The organism is Salipiger marinus (assembly GCF_035481585.1).
GTDB classification, from domain to species: domain Bacteria; phylum Pseudomonadota; class Alphaproteobacteria; order Rhodobacterales; family Rhodobacteraceae; genus Salipiger; species Salipiger marinus.
Genome location: NZ_JAYKSL010000007.1, coordinates 200,360 through 213,392, shown reverse-complemented (window position 1 = coordinate 213,392; position 13,033 = coordinate 200,360). Strand labels below are relative to the sequence as shown.

The 13,033-nt window shown below is 69.3% G+C and carries 12 protein-coding genes; 9 read left to right on the top strand and 3 right to left on the bottom strand.

What is annotated here, in order from left to right:
- Window positions 1–11 precede the first annotated feature (11 nt).
- The 4 genes from VK682_RS11785 (at window position 12) to VK682_RS11770 (ending at window position 4,479) form a co-directional block, all read left to right on the top strand.
- Window positions 12–1,325 (top strand): NAD(P)/FAD-dependent oxidoreductase, encoded by a 1,314-nt coding sequence (locus VK682_RS11785; RefSeq protein ID WP_324781959.1) that lies wholly within the window; start codon window positions 12–14, stop codon window positions 1,323–1,325.
- Window positions 1,326–1,334: 9 nt separating this feature from the next.
- On the top strand, window positions 1,335–2,327 hold the full coding sequence (locus tag VK682_RS11780; RefSeq protein ID WP_324781958.1) for an ornithine cyclodeaminase family protein: 993 nt from the start codon (window positions 1,335–1,337) through the stop codon (window positions 2,325–2,327).
- A 3-nt stretch (window positions 2,328–2,330) separates the two neighbouring features.
- The gene (locus VK682_RS11775; protein WP_324781957.1) at window positions 2,331–3,323 is read left to right on the top strand and encodes a threonine ammonia-lyase; all 993 of its coding nucleotides are present in this window, start codon (window positions 2,331–2,333) and stop codon (window positions 3,321–3,323) included.
- A 238-nt stretch (window positions 3,324–3,561) separates the two neighbouring features.
- A complete protein-coding gene (locus tag VK682_RS11770; protein WP_324781956.1) occupies window positions 3,562–4,479 on the top strand; it encodes an N-acetyltransferase in 918 nt (305 codons plus the stop codon).
- 6 nt (window positions 4,480–4,485) lie between these two features.
- Here the strand turns inward: VK682_RS11770 and VK682_RS11765 are convergent, their stop codons facing one another.
- Window positions 4,486–5,775 (bottom strand): NAD(P)/FAD-dependent oxidoreductase, encoded by a 1,290-nt coding sequence (locus VK682_RS11765; RefSeq protein ID WP_324781955.1) that lies wholly within the window; start codon window positions 5,773–5,775, stop codon window positions 4,486–4,488.
- Between the two features lie 3 nt (window positions 5,776–5,778).
- Entirely contained in the window at window positions 5,779–6,444 is a 666-nt protein-coding gene (locus VK682_RS11760; protein WP_324781954.1) for a haloacid dehalogenase type II, read from the bottom strand.
- A gap of 199 nt (window positions 6,445–6,643) precedes the next feature.
- Here VK682_RS11760 and argE point away from each other — a divergent pair, with 199 nt between their 5' ends.
- The 4 genes from argE to VK682_RS11740 all read left to right on the top strand — a co-directional run bounded on the left by argE (window position 6,644) and on the right by VK682_RS11740 (window position 11,033).
- Window positions 6,644–7,768: an acetylornithine deacetylase gene (gene argE / locus VK682_RS11755; protein ID WP_324781953.1), complete on the top strand. Its 1,125-nt coding sequence runs from the start codon at window positions 6,644–6,646 to the stop codon at window positions 7,766–7,768.
- Between the two features lie 122 nt (window positions 7,769–7,890).
- A complete protein-coding gene (locus VK682_RS11750) occupies window positions 7,891–8,721 on the top strand; it encodes a GNAT family N-acetyltransferase (protein WP_324781952.1) in 831 nt (276 codons plus the stop codon).
- 15 nt (window positions 8,722–8,736) lie between these two features.
- The gene (locus tag VK682_RS11745; RefSeq protein WP_324781951.1) at window positions 8,737–10,125 is read left to right on the top strand and encodes an aminotransferase class III-fold pyridoxal phosphate-dependent enzyme; all 1,389 of its coding nucleotides are present in this window, start codon (window positions 8,737–8,739) and stop codon (window positions 10,123–10,125) included.
- A complete protein-coding gene (locus tag VK682_RS11740) occupies window positions 10,125–11,033 on the top strand; it encodes a 2-hydroxyacid dehydrogenase (protein ID WP_324781950.1) in 909 nt (302 codons plus the stop codon). The genes VK682_RS11745 and VK682_RS11740 overlap by 1 nt, the downstream gene beginning before the upstream one ends.
- Before the next feature lie 6 nt (window positions 11,034–11,039).
- Here VK682_RS11740 and VK682_RS11735 read toward each other — a convergent pair whose 3' ends face one another.
- Window positions 11,040–11,534, bottom strand: a complete 495-nt coding sequence (locus VK682_RS11735; RefSeq protein ID WP_324781949.1) for an Lrp/AsnC family transcriptional regulator — start codon at window positions 11,532–11,534, stop codon at window positions 11,040–11,042.
- Between the two features lie 168 nt (window positions 11,535–11,702).
- Between VK682_RS11735 and VK682_RS11730 the strand changes: the two genes are divergently transcribed.
- Entirely contained in the window at window positions 11,703–13,028 is a 1,326-nt protein-coding gene (locus tag VK682_RS11730) for an NAD(P)/FAD-dependent oxidoreductase (RefSeq protein ID WP_324781948.1), read from the top strand.
- Window positions 13,029–13,033: the final 5 nt, after the last annotated feature.

Sequence of the window (13,033 nt, the reverse complement as noted above, 5' to 3'; positions counted from 1 at the left end):
AGGAACGCCCCATGACCGACGCGACGCAACGCGCCCGCAAATCGACCCCCTACTGGTGGGAGGCGGCGCCGGTCCGCCCGCTGCCCGAACAGCCGCTGCAGAAACAGGTCGACGTGGTCATCCTCGGCGCCGGATATGCCGGGCTCTCCGCCGGGCTGACGCTGGCGCGGGCGGGCCGCTCGGTTGCGGTCTTCGACGCGATGAACCCGGGCGAGGGCGCGTCGTCCCGCAATGGTGGCATCACCTCGGGCAGCATCCGGCCGGGCTTTGCCAAGCTGACCCGCAGGTTCGGCGAAAAGACCGCGCTCGCCATCGAGGCCGAGGGCAAGCGCGCGCGCGAATTCCTGTATGACTTCCTGAAAACCGAAGAGATCGACTGCGATTTCCGCCTGACCGGCGCGTTTCGCGGCGCCTTGGGCTTTGACCAGTATGACGTGATGGCCCGCGCCGCCGAGACGCTGGCCAAGCGGCTGCAGATCGACACCTATGCCGTGCCCCATGGCGAGCAGCGCGACTATATCGGCACGGAATTCTACCGGGGCGGGGTCGCGCGGATGGATATCGGCGGGCTGCACCCGGCAAAGTTCCATGCGGGCCTGCTGCGCGTCGCGCTGGCGGCGGGGGTGGCGGTGCATTCCCACACGCCGGTGACCGCCATCACCCGCGACGGCGCCGGGTTCGAGGTGACGACCCGCGCGGGCAAGATCGCCGCGCGGCAGGTGCTGGTTTGCACCAACGGCTATACCGACGGCGCGGCGCCCTTCCTGCGCCGCCGTCTGGTGCCGGTCCGCAGCCGGATCATCGTGACCGACCCGCTGCCCGCGGATCTGATGAACCGCCTGATGCCCAAGCGCATGATGATGAGCGAGAACAGGCAGTTGGGCTTCTACTACCGGCCCACGCCGGACGGCAGCGCGATCCTGCTGGGCGGGCGCGACAGCAGCTTTGCAGGCGATCCGGTGGAGCCGATGCTGCGCCTGCGCGCGGGCCTGACCGAGCTTTTCCCCGAGCTGCGCGATGTCGGCTACACGCATAGCTGGTTCGGCAATGTGGCGATGAACCGCGACATGCTGCCCCGGATGTTCGAAAAGGACGGCGTGCTTTATGCCAGCGGCTTCTGCGGCTCTGGCGTGGTCTGGGCACCGTGGCTGGGCCGGCGCGCGGCGCAGCGGCTGTTGGGCGAACGGGTCGAGGAGCCCAGTGCCTTCGACATGCGCCCGCCCGCCGCCGTGCCGTTCTTCAACGGCAAGCCATGGTTCATGCCCGCGATCATCAAGGGCTTTGCGCTGCAGGACCGTCTCGCGCTGTCGCGGGCGATACGGTAGGGGGCGGCCATGGCAACGCTGCTTCTGACCAAGGCACAGGTGCGCCAGCTGCTGCGGATGACGGATGTCATCACGGCGGTGGAGGCGGCCTTCCGCGCCTTCAATTCGGATCAGGTCGCGCAGCCGGGTTATATGGGGCTGCACCTGCAGCCCAAGGGCGCGGAGATCGATTTCAAGGCCGCGCTTGACCGGGCGGGGCAGATGGTCTCGCTCAAGGCGTCCTCCGGCGGGTTCCGCGACAACCCTGCGCAGTTCGGGCTGCCGAACGGGATGGGCACGGTCCTGCTGTTCGATGCCCGCAATGGCGCGCTCGTCTGCGCGATGGATGGCAGCCTGCTGACCGGCTACCGCACCGGCGCGGCGGGGGCGGTGTCGGCCCGGGCGCTGGCGCGCCGCGATGCGCGCCGGGTCGGGGTGATCGGCACCGGCACGCAGGCGCGCATGCAGATCCGCGCCCTGCGCGAGGTGCTGCAGATCGAGACGGTGCACGCCGCCAGCCGCAGCGCTGAGGGGCTCGCGTCATTCTGCGCCGAGTTGCAGGAGGCCTTCGGCCTGACCGTCCTGCCGGGCAGCCCGCAGGAGGTGGCCGAGGCTGCCGACATCCTGATTACCACCACCCGCGCGACGGGCGTTGTCGTCCAAGCGGGCTGGGTGCGGCCCGGCACCCATGTCATCGCCGTCGGCGCCGATCAGGCTGGCAAGCAGGAACTGGACCCCGAACTTTTCCGCGGCGCGCGCATCGTGGTCGACAGTTTCGCCCAATGCGCGGCCAAGGGCGATCTGCAGCACGCCCTCCGCCATGGCACGGCCGAGGGGCCGCAGACCGAACTGGGCGAGATCCTGCTGGGCCAGCAGCCCGGACGCAGCGATGACGCGCAGATCACGATCTTCGACAGCACCGGCATGGCCATTCAGGACACGGCCACCGCCTCCGCACTCCTGTCGCGGGCCCGGGCGCAGGGCATCGGCACTCTTTTTGATTTTCTCGGGCAGGACAGCTGACGGATGCAACCGGACCTGACAGAAGCGCCGACGCTTCAGGACATTCTGGCGGCGCGGACGCGCATCGCCCCCCATATCCGCCGGACCCCGATCCTGCGCGCGGACCGGATCGAGCCTGCGGCGGGCTGCAGGCTTTATCTCAAGCCCGAGACGCTGCAGATCACCGGCGCGTTCAAGCTGCGCGGCGCGCTGAACACGGTGCTGCAGCTGAGCCCGGAACAGATCGCGCGCGGCTTCATCTCCTCCTCGTCGGGCAATCACGCGCAGGGCCTGTCCTATGCCGCGCGGATGCTGGGCACGAAGGTGCTGCTGGTCCTGCCGGTGGGCACGCCTGCGCTGAAGGTCGAGAATACCCGCGCGCTTGGTGCCGAGGTCATCCTGTTTGACGGCGACAACGCCGCCCGCTGGCGCGAGGTCTACCGCATCGCCGCCGAAAACGGCTACGAGGTCATCCACGGGTTCGAGGATCCGCGCGTGATGGCGGGGCAGGGAACCATCGGCTGCGAAATCCTCGAAGATCTGTCCGAGGTCGAGACCGTGCTGGTGCCGCTTGGCGGCGGCGGGCTCATCTCCGGCGTGGCCACGGCGATCAAGGCGCTGCGGCCCGAGGTGCGGGTCGTGGGGTGCGAGCCTGCGCTGACGCCGAAATATCACCGCAGCCGGGCAGAGGGGCAGCGGGTGTCGCTGCCGCTGCGCGACACGATCGCGGACGGCCTGCGGATCAGCGTGCCCGGCCGCAACCCTTGGCCGATCATCGAGCGCCATGTCGACGAGATCGTGCTGGTCGGCGAAGAGGACATCGTGGCGGGCATGAAGGCGCTGGCCAGTGATGCCAAGCTGATCGCCGAACCCGCCGCCGCCATCGCGATCGGGGCGCTGCTGGGGGGCGCGGTCAGCGTCCGGCCAAATGAAACGGTCTGCGCGATCCTGACGGGCGGAAACTGGGGCCTTGCCGATCTGGCCCGCGTGTTTGGCGCGTCAGGCCCGGGATCATGACCGCGCCGCGCGCCATCATGGCGGCGGCGGGTGCCCCTGCGGCCACCACGGGGCATCTGTCCGGACGGCGCGCGCCGACCGCCGGATCGCGCCGCGCGCTGCCGGGATCGGGCACCGGTCTTGGCCAAAATGGCACAGGGTTCCGTGCAGATCCGGTCTCGCGCCGGGAACGGATTTGGGCGAACCTGCGCGCGACACCCGCCGGGCGCGGGGACGGACGCATCGACAGGAGGCACAGATGAGCGAAGATGCGAGAGGGGCGGCGGGCGCTGACGCCGCGTCGCAGGATCACGTGCTTCAGCTTGACAGTTTCGAGGTGCAGGTGGTGCCGATCACCCAGCAGCTGCGGCCATTCCTGCACGAACTGACGGTCAGCGTGCGCTGGCCGCATCGCAACAGCGACCTCGATTTCCTGATCCGGCAGGGCGAGGGCTATCTTGCGCTGGACGAGATCGGGCGCCCCGTCGGGTCGGCCATGCATTTCCCCATGGGCGCGGATTTTGCGCTTCTGGGCATGATGGTCACGCCGCCGCGCCTGCAGGCCCGGGGGGGCGGGCGGTTCCTGCTGCGCACCATCATGCGCGACTGCGCGGGGCGCGACATGCGCCTGAACGCGACGCGCTCGGGCTACCGGCTCTATCGTGAGGAGGGGTTTCTTGATGTCGGCAAGGTCTGGCAGCATCAGGGGCTGGTCGGCGACGTGCCCGTCCCGGATCCGCTGCCCGGGGTCGAGATCCGCCAGATCACCCCGCAGGACCGCGCCGCCATCGAGGCGATGGACGCCCATGCCTACGGCGCGGATCGCGGCCCGATCCTTGCCGCCCTGATGCAGGCGGGGCACGGGCTGATCGCGCTTTGCGCGGGCCAGCCCTGCGGCTTTGCGCTGGTGCGGCCGTTCGGCAAGGGGCAGGTGATCGGCCCTCTGGTTGCAGAGGATGAACGGATGGCCGTCGCGATGACCGCGCGCCTTCTGGACGGCGCGCGGGGATCCTTCATGCGCATGGACACGCCTTTCCCGGGCACTGATCTGCGGGCGTTTCTGACCGCGTCGGGCATGACGCAGTTCGACACGGTGACCGAGATGCGCGTCGGCCCGCAGCGGCGGGCCGAGACGGGACTGGTGACCTTTGCGCTGGCCGCGCATTCCCTGGGCTAGGGGCGGTCAGGTCAGCCGGTCCTTCAGCCGGAACCACAGCCCCGCCAGCGGGAGGAACCACGGCTTGCCGTTGAGGGCGGGCACTGCGGGCCAGTCCATCCCTTCCAGCGGGTTGGTGTCCGTGCGTCCCATCGCCTGATCGGCCAGCACCTGCCCCAGCAGGGTCGACAGCTGCGCGCCATGGCCGGAATAGCCCATACCGTAGATCATCCCGTCGGCCTGCCCCGCGCGGGGGAAGCGGTCGCGGGTCATGCCGACAAGCCCGCCCCAGCAATAGTCGATCTGGATCCCGGCCAGATGCGGGAAAATCTCCGTCATCGCGGCGCGCAGGATCCGCCCGGACTTGGCGTCCGAACGCTGGTCCGACCGCGCCGAAAACCGTGCCCTTCCGCCGAAGATCAGCCGGTTGTCGGGCGAAAGACGGAAATAATTGCCGATGAGGCGCGAGGTCACGCAGGTTCGGTGGCCGGGCAGGGTCGCGGCAACCTCGGCGGGGCTCAGCGGTCGGGTGGCGATGAGGAACGACGCCATCGGGATCATGCGCTTGCGGAAATGCCCCAAGGGCGCGCCCGGCACCTGCGCGCTATAGGCCCCGGTCGCGGCGATCACGCGCTCGGCCTTGATCTGCCCGCGCGGGGTGTCCAGCGTCCAGCCCGTGCCCGACCGGCTGCGCCCGGTGACGGGCGCGTTTTCCCAGATGCGGGCGCCGTGGCGCTGCGTGGCCTCCGCCAGCCCGTGCAGGTAGCGGCCCATATGCATCATCGCCGATTTCTCGGACAGCATCGCGCCATGGAAGGCGTCGGATCCGATCTCTCCGGTCAGCGCCTCCTTGGACAGCCAGCGTGTTTCGGGATCCACCTCGCGCGCCAGAAGCTCCTGATTGGCGCGCAGCCCCGCGACATGGCCCGGCTTTGAAGCCAGCTTCAGCTTGCCGGCGCGGCGTAAATCGCAGGAGAGTCCCTCTTCCTCGATCAGCTCGGCGATCATGTCGATGGAGCGGTCATAGGCGTGATAGAGCGCGCGCGCCCGCTCGGGGCCCAGATGGGCCACCGCATCGGCATAGCCATGGGCGATGCCGTTGTTCAGGTGCCCGCCATTGCGCCCCGATCCGCCAGCCCCGACATGGCTCGCCTCAAGCACGGCGACCGTGACCCCCGCCCGCGCCAGCCTGCGGGCCGCATTGAGCCCGGTGAACCCCGCGCCGATCACCGCCACGTCGAAACGGCCCTCGACGGGCCCCGCCTCCGCGCCAGCGAAGACGGGGGCGGTGTCGTGCCAGTAGGACAGCATCTTCATGCGCTAGAGACCCAGAACGCCGGGCAGGCCCGAGATGTCGGCGATCTCGGTATAGCCGTAATAGGGATTGGCGGGCTCGTGGCCGCGATTGACCCAGACCTTGTTGGCAATGCCAAGGTCATGCGCCGTCATCAGGTCGTAGCGGAAGGAGGAGGACACGTGCAGCACATCCTCGGGGCCGCAGTTCAGGGTGTCGAACATATACTCGAAGGCCCGCATGTGCGGCTTGTAGGCGCCAGCGCTTTCCGCCGTCAGCACATGCGCGATGGGGGCGCCAAGTTTGGCGATGTTATGGGGGATCTGGTCGTTCATCGCATTGGTCAGGGCGACCAGCGGAAATTCCTCGGCCACCCGGGCAAGGCCTGCGGGCACGTCCGGGTTGGGCCCCCAGCTTGGCACGCGGGTGTAGATCTCTGCCGCCACGGCGGGATCGAAGGGCAGGCTGTTGCGCTTGCAGGTGCGCTGCAGGGCGTTATGCACCACCTCGGCATAGGGTTTCCAGTCATGCAGCACCTCGTCCAGGCGATAGGCCGAGAAGTCGCGGATGAACACCTCCATCTGCTCGGGCGAAAGCCGGTCGCCGTAGTGGTCGCGCGCCGCCCCGGCCATGTCGAAATAGATCATGGTGCCGTGGCAGTCGAAGGTGACGAATTTGGGGCGGAAGGTCATGGTCGTCTCCGGTTCAGGATGATGGCCCATCATCACGGCCTTTTCGCGACGGGACTCGCTGCGTTCGCCCGGGCCAAGGCAGGAAATTGCGTTTCTCGGGCCAGTAGCGGCACGGCCTGCCGGTGGGCGGGAGAAGTCGGCTGTTGCCACGGCGCGGGCTGGGGCATGTTCAGGTTGCCACGCAGAAGGAGGCCGCCTCATGAATTCCCCGATCCCGACCGCTGAGACAATGCTGGCCCGGCTTGTCGGTTTCGACAGCGTCTCTGGCCGCCCCAACGGGCCGATCATCAGCTTCGTGCAGGACTGGCTGGCGGGGCACGGCCTGCGCGCCCATGTGCTGCCCGGACCCGAGGGGGACCGGGCGAACCTCTTTGTGACGATCGGGCCCGCTGACCGGCCCGGTTATGTTCTGTCGGGCCATCTGGACGTGGTGCCTGCGACCGAGCCGGGGTGGCAGGGTGATCCCTTCACCCTGCGGTCTGACGGCGCGCGGCTGATCGGGCGCGGCGCCTGCGACATGAAGGGGTTCGTGGCGGCGATGCTGGCCATGGCCCCCGAGCTTGCGGCGATGGATCTGCGGGCCCCCGTTCACCTTGCCCTGTCCTATGACGAAGAGCTTGGCTGCCGCGGCGTGCGGCATCTGCTGTCCGCGCTGCCGGAGCTTTGCGCGCCGCCCGCAGGCGCGATCATCGGCGAGCCGTCGAACCTGACGCCGGTGCTGGCGCATAAGGGCAAAGCGGCGGTCCGGCTGGTCGCACGCGGCGTGCCCGGCCATTCCTCGCGCCCCGATCTGGGGGCGAATGCCATCCACGCCCTTGTTCCGGCGCTGGCGGCAGCGGTGGCGCAGGCCCGCGCGCTGGAGGCCGGTCCGCAGGATGACCGCTTCGCGCCGCCCTTCTCCAGCCTTCAGGTGGGCACCGTCGCGGGCGGGCAGGCGCTCAACATCATTCCCGACGCGGCCACCGCCGAGATCGAGGCCCGCGCCATCGCGGGGGTGGAGCCGCTGACCCTGCTCGACCCGGTCCGCGCGGCGGCAGGGTCGGCGGGGGTCGAGGTTCAGGAACTGGCGCATTATCCGGCGCTGGCGCTTGATCCCGGCCATCCCCTTGCGGCGCTGGCCCGCGATCTGTCGGGCCGGGCGCCTCTGGGCGCGGTGAGCTACGGAACCGAAGCGGGGCTGTTCCAGCAGGCGGGCATTCCCGCCGTCATCTGCGGGCCCGGCGATATCGACCGCGCGCACAAGCCCGAGGAATATCTGACCCGGGACGAGCTGGCCGCGACCTGCGCCATGATCCGGCGCTTGGGCGAGCATGCCTGCGCCTGACCGCATATTCTGCGGCATCTGCCCGTTGGCGGGGCGCAAAGCTGCGACGGCCTGCCCGGATCGAGCCGAAGATGCCGCAGCCTCTCGCCTACCTTTAGGGAAACACCACAGAGAATCCCGCAATGACCCAGTTTGACACCCCCGATCCCGTCGCCATCGACCTGGTGCGCTTCGAGACCGCCCATCTGCCCGGCGCGCTGGCCCTGTCGCAGGCGGTCGGCTGGCCGCACCGGGCCGAGGACTGGGCGCTGACCCTGTCGGTCTCACAGGGGGTCGCGGCGGTCGTGGACGGGCGGATCATGGGCACGGCGCTCTGCTCGCTGCACGGGCCGGTCGCCACGCTGAACATGATCATCGTCGATGCGGCCCTGCGCGGGCGCGGCATCGGCCTTCGCCTGATGGAGGCGATCATCGACCTTGCCGGGGATCGCGAGCTGCGTCTGGTCGCGACCGAGGAAGGCAAGCCGCTCTATCGCAAGCTCGGCTTCGCCGATGCGGGCCGGATCCTGCAGCTTCAGGGTCTGGCCAAAGCCGCCCCGCCGGAACGCCCCGTGGAGGCTGGCCCTGCCGATCCCGAGCGTCTGGCGCGGATGGATTTCGAGGCGAGCGGGATGGCGCGGGCCGCGCTGCTGGGCCGCATCGCCCGCGAGGGCAGGACGCTGCGCACCGAGGGCGGCTTTGCCCTGCTGCGCGCCTTTGGCCGGGGCCATGTGCTGGGCCCGGTGGTCGCGCGCGATCCGGGTGCCGCCCGCGCGCTGATGGCCGCCGGGGCCAGTCACCTTGCGGGCCGCTTCCTGCGGATGGATCTGCCCGAGGCAGAAGGGCTTGCCCCCTTCGCCGAAACGCTCGGGCTGCGCGCGGCGGGCGGCGGAACCGCCATGGTCCGCGCCGCCTGTCCGCGCGCGCCCTCCCTTTACCAGACATATGCCCTTATCTCGCAAGCCCTTGGCTGAGCGCAGGAGTTCTTCATGCTGACCCGTTCCCCCGCCGCCAATTCGCTGGTCGAACTCGACCGGAGGCACCTTGTCCATCCCGTATCCTCCTTTCGCGGGCACGAGGCGCGCGGGGTCCGGCTTCTGACCTCGGGGCAGGGCGCGACGGTCACCGAGTCCGAAGGGCGGCAGCTGATCGACGGCTTCGCGGGCCTGTGGTGCGTGAACGCGGGCTATGGGCAGGAGAGCGTGGTCGAGGCCGCCGCCCGCCAGATGCGTCAGCTGCCCTATGCCACCGGCTATTTCGACCTTGGCACCGAAGCCCCCATCCGTCTGGCCGCCGCCTTGGCCGAACGGGCGCCGGGCGATCTGGACCATGTCTATTTCACGCTTGGCGGTTCGGACGCGGTCGACAGCACGATCCGCTTCATCCGCTATTACTGGCATGCCCGCGGGATGCCCGGACGCGACCAGTTCATCTCGGTCGCCTCGGGCTATCACGGCTCGACCAGCATGGGCGCGGGACTGACGGCGCTGCCGCTGTTCCATGACGGTTTTGGCGTGCCCCATGAGTGGCAGCACAAGATCGCCTCGCACGACCTTTACCGCAATCCGAACGGCGCGGATCCGGCGGCGGTCATCGCGGCCTCGGTGGCGGAACTGCGCGCCAAGGTGGCCGAGATCGGCGAGGACCGTGTCGCCGCCTTCTATGTCGAGCCGATCCAGGGCTCGGGCGGGGTGCTGGTGCCGCCGCCGGGCTGGATCGCCGCCCTGCGCGCGGTCTGTGCCGAACTGGGCATCCTGTTCGTTGCGGACGAGGTCATCACCGGCTTCGGGCGCACCGGCCCGCTTTTTGCCTGCGAGGACGAGGGCATCGTGCCCGACCTGATGACGGTGGCGAAGGGGCTGACCTCTGGCTATGCGCCGATGGGCGCGGTGCTGATGTCCGATCACGTCTATCAGACCATTGCCGATTTCGCCGGGGCCAAGGCTGTCGGGCATGGCTTCACCTATTCCGCGCATCCCGTTTCGGCGGCTGTCGCGCTGGAGGTGCTGTCGCTTTATGAAGGCGGCCTGCTGGAAAACGGGCGGGTGATGGGCGACCGGCTGCAGTCGGGCCTGCGCGGGCTCTTGGATCACCCGCTGGTCGGGGACGTGCGGGGGCGCGGGATGCTCGCCGCGGTCGAACTGGTCACCGACAAGGCGGCGAAAACCCCGCTTCCGGCAGAACTGGGCGCTGCGACGCGCCTGTTTGACCGGGCTTGGGATCAGGGGCTGATCGTCCGGGCCTTTCCGCAGGGCGTTTTCGGCTATGCGCCGCCCCTCTGTTGCACGGCAGAGGAAATCGACCAGATCGTGGCGCGGACCCGCAAGGTGCTGGACCTGACGCTGGACGACCCCGAAATCCGCGCGGTGCTGGGCTGATGGCGCTTCTGTTCGTGTCGACACCCGCCCGCCTGCCGGTCTGGCAGCAGATGTTCGACGCGGCAGGCCTGCGCATGATCGCGGGCGAGGCTGCCGTCACCGACCCGGCCGAGGTGACCGCGATCGCCTGCTGGATCCCGCCCGCAGATCTGACGCGCTATCCCAACCTGCGCGTGGTCCTGTCCGTCGGCGCGGGCGTCGATCATCTTCCGCCCCTGCCCGAGGGCGTGGCGCTGGTCCGCACGCTGGCCCCCGGGATCGAGGCGATGGTGCGCGACTGGGTGGTGATGGCGACGCTGATGCTGCATCGCGACATGCCGACCTACCTGCAGCAGGCCCGCGCGGGACTGTGGCAGAGCCAGCCGGTGCGGCTGGCCTCCAGCCGCAGGGTGGGGATCATGGGCATGGGCCGGATCGGGGGTCTGGTGGCCACCAGCCTCTCCGCGCTTGGGTTCGAGGTTGCCGGACTGTCGCGCAGCGGACGCGACGGGGCGGTGCCGGTCTATCCCACCGCGCGGCTTGATGACTTTCTGGCCCGCACCGATCTGCTGGTCTGCCTGCTGCCGCTGACCGCAGAGACGCGCGGAATTCTGGGGCGGCAGGCTTTTGCCGCGCTGCCGCGCGGGGCGGGGCTTGTCCATGCCGGGCGCGGTGCGCATCTGGACCCTGCCGCGCTGCGGGACGCGCTGGATGAGGGACAGCTGTCGGGCGCGATGCTTGATGTCACGGACCCCGAGCCCCTGCCGCCGGATCACTGGATGTGGCGCCACCCGCGCCTCGTGATCACCCCCCATGTCGCAGCACAGACCGATGCGGCGGAGGGTGCGCAGCACGCCATTGCGGTCATGCGCGCGCTGCAGAGCGGCGCAGCGCTGCCGGGGCGGGTGGATGCCGCCCTTGGCTACTGATGCAGGTCAGGCCTGCTCGTCAAAGAGCCGCGTCAGCGGGATGTGCTGCTTGGAAAACGGCGTCTTCAGCACCACGAAGCTGAAAAACTTGTCGATGCCAAGCTCGCGGTCGATCAGCCCTTCGACGATCAGCTGGTATTCGTCGATCCCTGCCGTCACGAACTTTACGAGGTAATCGTAACCGCCCGAGACCAGATGGCATTCGACGCAGTTGTCGATGTTGCCAAGCGCCTCCTGAAAGCGGGCAAAGTCGATCTGGCGGTGGTTCTTCAGCGTGAATTCGGTGAAGACGGTCAGGGTCGGCCCCAGCCGTGCCAGATCGATCTGCGCCGAATAGCCGGTGATGTAGCCAGCCTGCTGCAGCTTCTTGACGCGCATCAGGCAGGGCGAGGGCGACAGGCTGACCTCGTCGGCCAGCTCGACATTGGTGATCCGGCCATTGCGCTGCAGGACAGCCAGGATTTTGATGTCGATCCGGTCGAGTTTGTAGGCAGGGGTCATCATGGCTCCTATGCCGGGGCAGGGCGTGACAGGCCGCCGTAGGATGGCGGGATCACAGCACTTCATTTACCAGCCGGTTTCAACAGAAAATGCCGTTTGTGGGCGTTCTGCGACAGATCCCGCTGCGCACGCGCCGATATGGTCGCCACAGCCTGAACGGAGTGCCCCATGCCTGCCCCATGTCTTGCAATCGCGACCCCCGATGCTGTGCCGTCCGACGCCGATTGCGTGGTGATCGGGGGCGGGATCGTCGGCGTTTCCGCCGCCTACTGGCTGGCGCGGGCCGGCCAGAAGGTGGTGCTGGTGGAAAAGGGCGCCGTGGGGGCCGAGCAGTCCAGCCGCAACTGGGGCTGGTGCCGTCAGCAGAACCGCGATGCGCGCGAACTGCCCCTGTCCACCCACAGCCTGTCCCTGTGGGAGGAGATGGGCGCCGATCTGGGCGACAGTCTGGGCTTCTCGCGCTGCGGCCTGCTGTATCTGTCGAACAACCCGGACGAGATCGAGGGCTGGGCCAGATGGGGCCGTTTTGCCCGGGGCGAGGGCATCGACACGCGGATGCTGACCGCCGAAGAGGCGAGCACGCGCGGCGCGGCGACAGGCCGGTCATGGGCGGGCGGGGTCTGGTCGCCCACGGACGGCACCGCCGATCCGGCGCGCGCAGCACCGCTGATCGCCAAGGGCGTGATGAAGCATGGCGGCCATGTGGTGCAGACCTGCGCCGCCCGCGGGCTGGAACTGGAAGCCGGGCGCGTCGCGGGGGTGGTCACCGAAAAGGGCACCATCCGCACCCGCGCGGTTGTCGTCGCGGGCGGGGCTTGGGCCGCGAGCTTCATGTATCAGCTGGGCGTCGCCTTTCCGCAGGCCGCCGTGCGCAGCTCCATCCTGTCGGTGCGCGCGGGCACGCCGGATCTGCCCGACACGCTGCATACGGCGCCGATCACGGTGACGCGCCGCGCAAATGGCGGGCATACGCTGGCCGTTTCGGGGCTGGCAAATCTGGACCCGACGCCGGGGGCCCTGCGGGGGATGCAGCATTTCCTGCCGATGTTCGCCCGGCGCTGGCGGGTGTTGCGCCCGGGCGGGGCGCAGGCATGGCGCGCCGGGTTCGAGACGCGGCAGCGCTGGTCGCTGGACGCGCCCACCCCGATGGAGCGGATGCGGATCCTCGATCCCCGCCCCTCGGCGCGGCTGATCGAGCTGACCCTGCGCCGCGCGCGTGACCTGCTGCCCGCGCTGCGCGACGCCGAGGTTGATGCGGCATGGGCGGGCTATATCGACAGCACCCCCGACGGCGTGCCGGTGATCGACGGCGACACGGGCATTCCCGGCCTCGTGCTGGCGGCGGGCCTGTCGGGCCATGGCTTCGGCATCGGGCCGGGCGTCGGGCATCTGGTGGCCGACATCCTGCTGGGCCGTCCGCCCCTCACCGAAGTCAGGCAGTACCGGCTGGCGCGTTTCGGGGGCAGCCAATGGGGCAAGGTGGCCGAATTCTGATGACC

Excerpts from the sequence above, each read along its gene's own strand:
- VK682_RS11785 (WP_324781959.1), top strand. The coding sequence starts at position 12 with ATGACCGACGCGACGCAACGCGCCCGCAAATCGACCCCCTACTGGTGG.
- VK682_RS11780 (WP_324781958.1), top strand. The coding sequence starts at position 1,335 with ATGGCAACGCTGCTTCTGACCAAGGCACAGGTGCGCCAGCTGCTGCGG.
- VK682_RS11775 (WP_324781957.1), top strand. The coding sequence starts at position 2,331 with ATGCAACCGGACCTGACAGAAGCGCCGACGCTTCAGGACATTCTGGCG.
- VK682_RS11770 (WP_324781956.1), top strand. The coding sequence starts at position 3,562 with ATGAGCGAAGATGCGAGAGGGGCGGCGGGCGCTGACGCCGCGTCGCAG.
- VK682_RS11765 (WP_324781955.1), bottom strand. The coding sequence starts at position 5,775 with ATGAAGATGCTGTCCTACTGGCACGACACCGCCCCCGTCTTCGCTGGC.
- VK682_RS11760 (WP_324781954.1), bottom strand. The coding sequence starts at position 6,444 with ATGACCTTCCGCCCCAAATTCGTCACCTTCGACTGCCACGGCACCATG.
- argE (WP_324781953.1), top strand. The coding sequence starts at position 6,644 with ATGAATTCCCCGATCCCGACCGCTGAGACAATGCTGGCCCGGCTTGTC.
- VK682_RS11750 (WP_324781952.1), top strand. The coding sequence starts at position 7,891 with ATGACCCAGTTTGACACCCCCGATCCCGTCGCCATCGACCTGGTGCGC.
- VK682_RS11745 (WP_324781951.1), top strand. The coding sequence starts at position 8,737 with ATGCTGACCCGTTCCCCCGCCGCCAATTCGCTGGTCGAACTCGACCGG.
- VK682_RS11740 (WP_324781950.1), top strand. The coding sequence starts at position 10,125 with ATGGCGCTTCTGTTCGTGTCGACACCCGCCCGCCTGCCGGTCTGGCAG.
- VK682_RS11735 (WP_324781949.1), bottom strand. The coding sequence starts at position 11,534 with ATGACCCCTGCCTACAAACTCGACCGGATCGACATCAAAATCCTGGCT.
- VK682_RS11730 (WP_324781948.1), top strand. The coding sequence starts at position 11,703 with ATGCCTGCCCCATGTCTTGCAATCGCGACCCCCGATGCTGTGCCGTCC.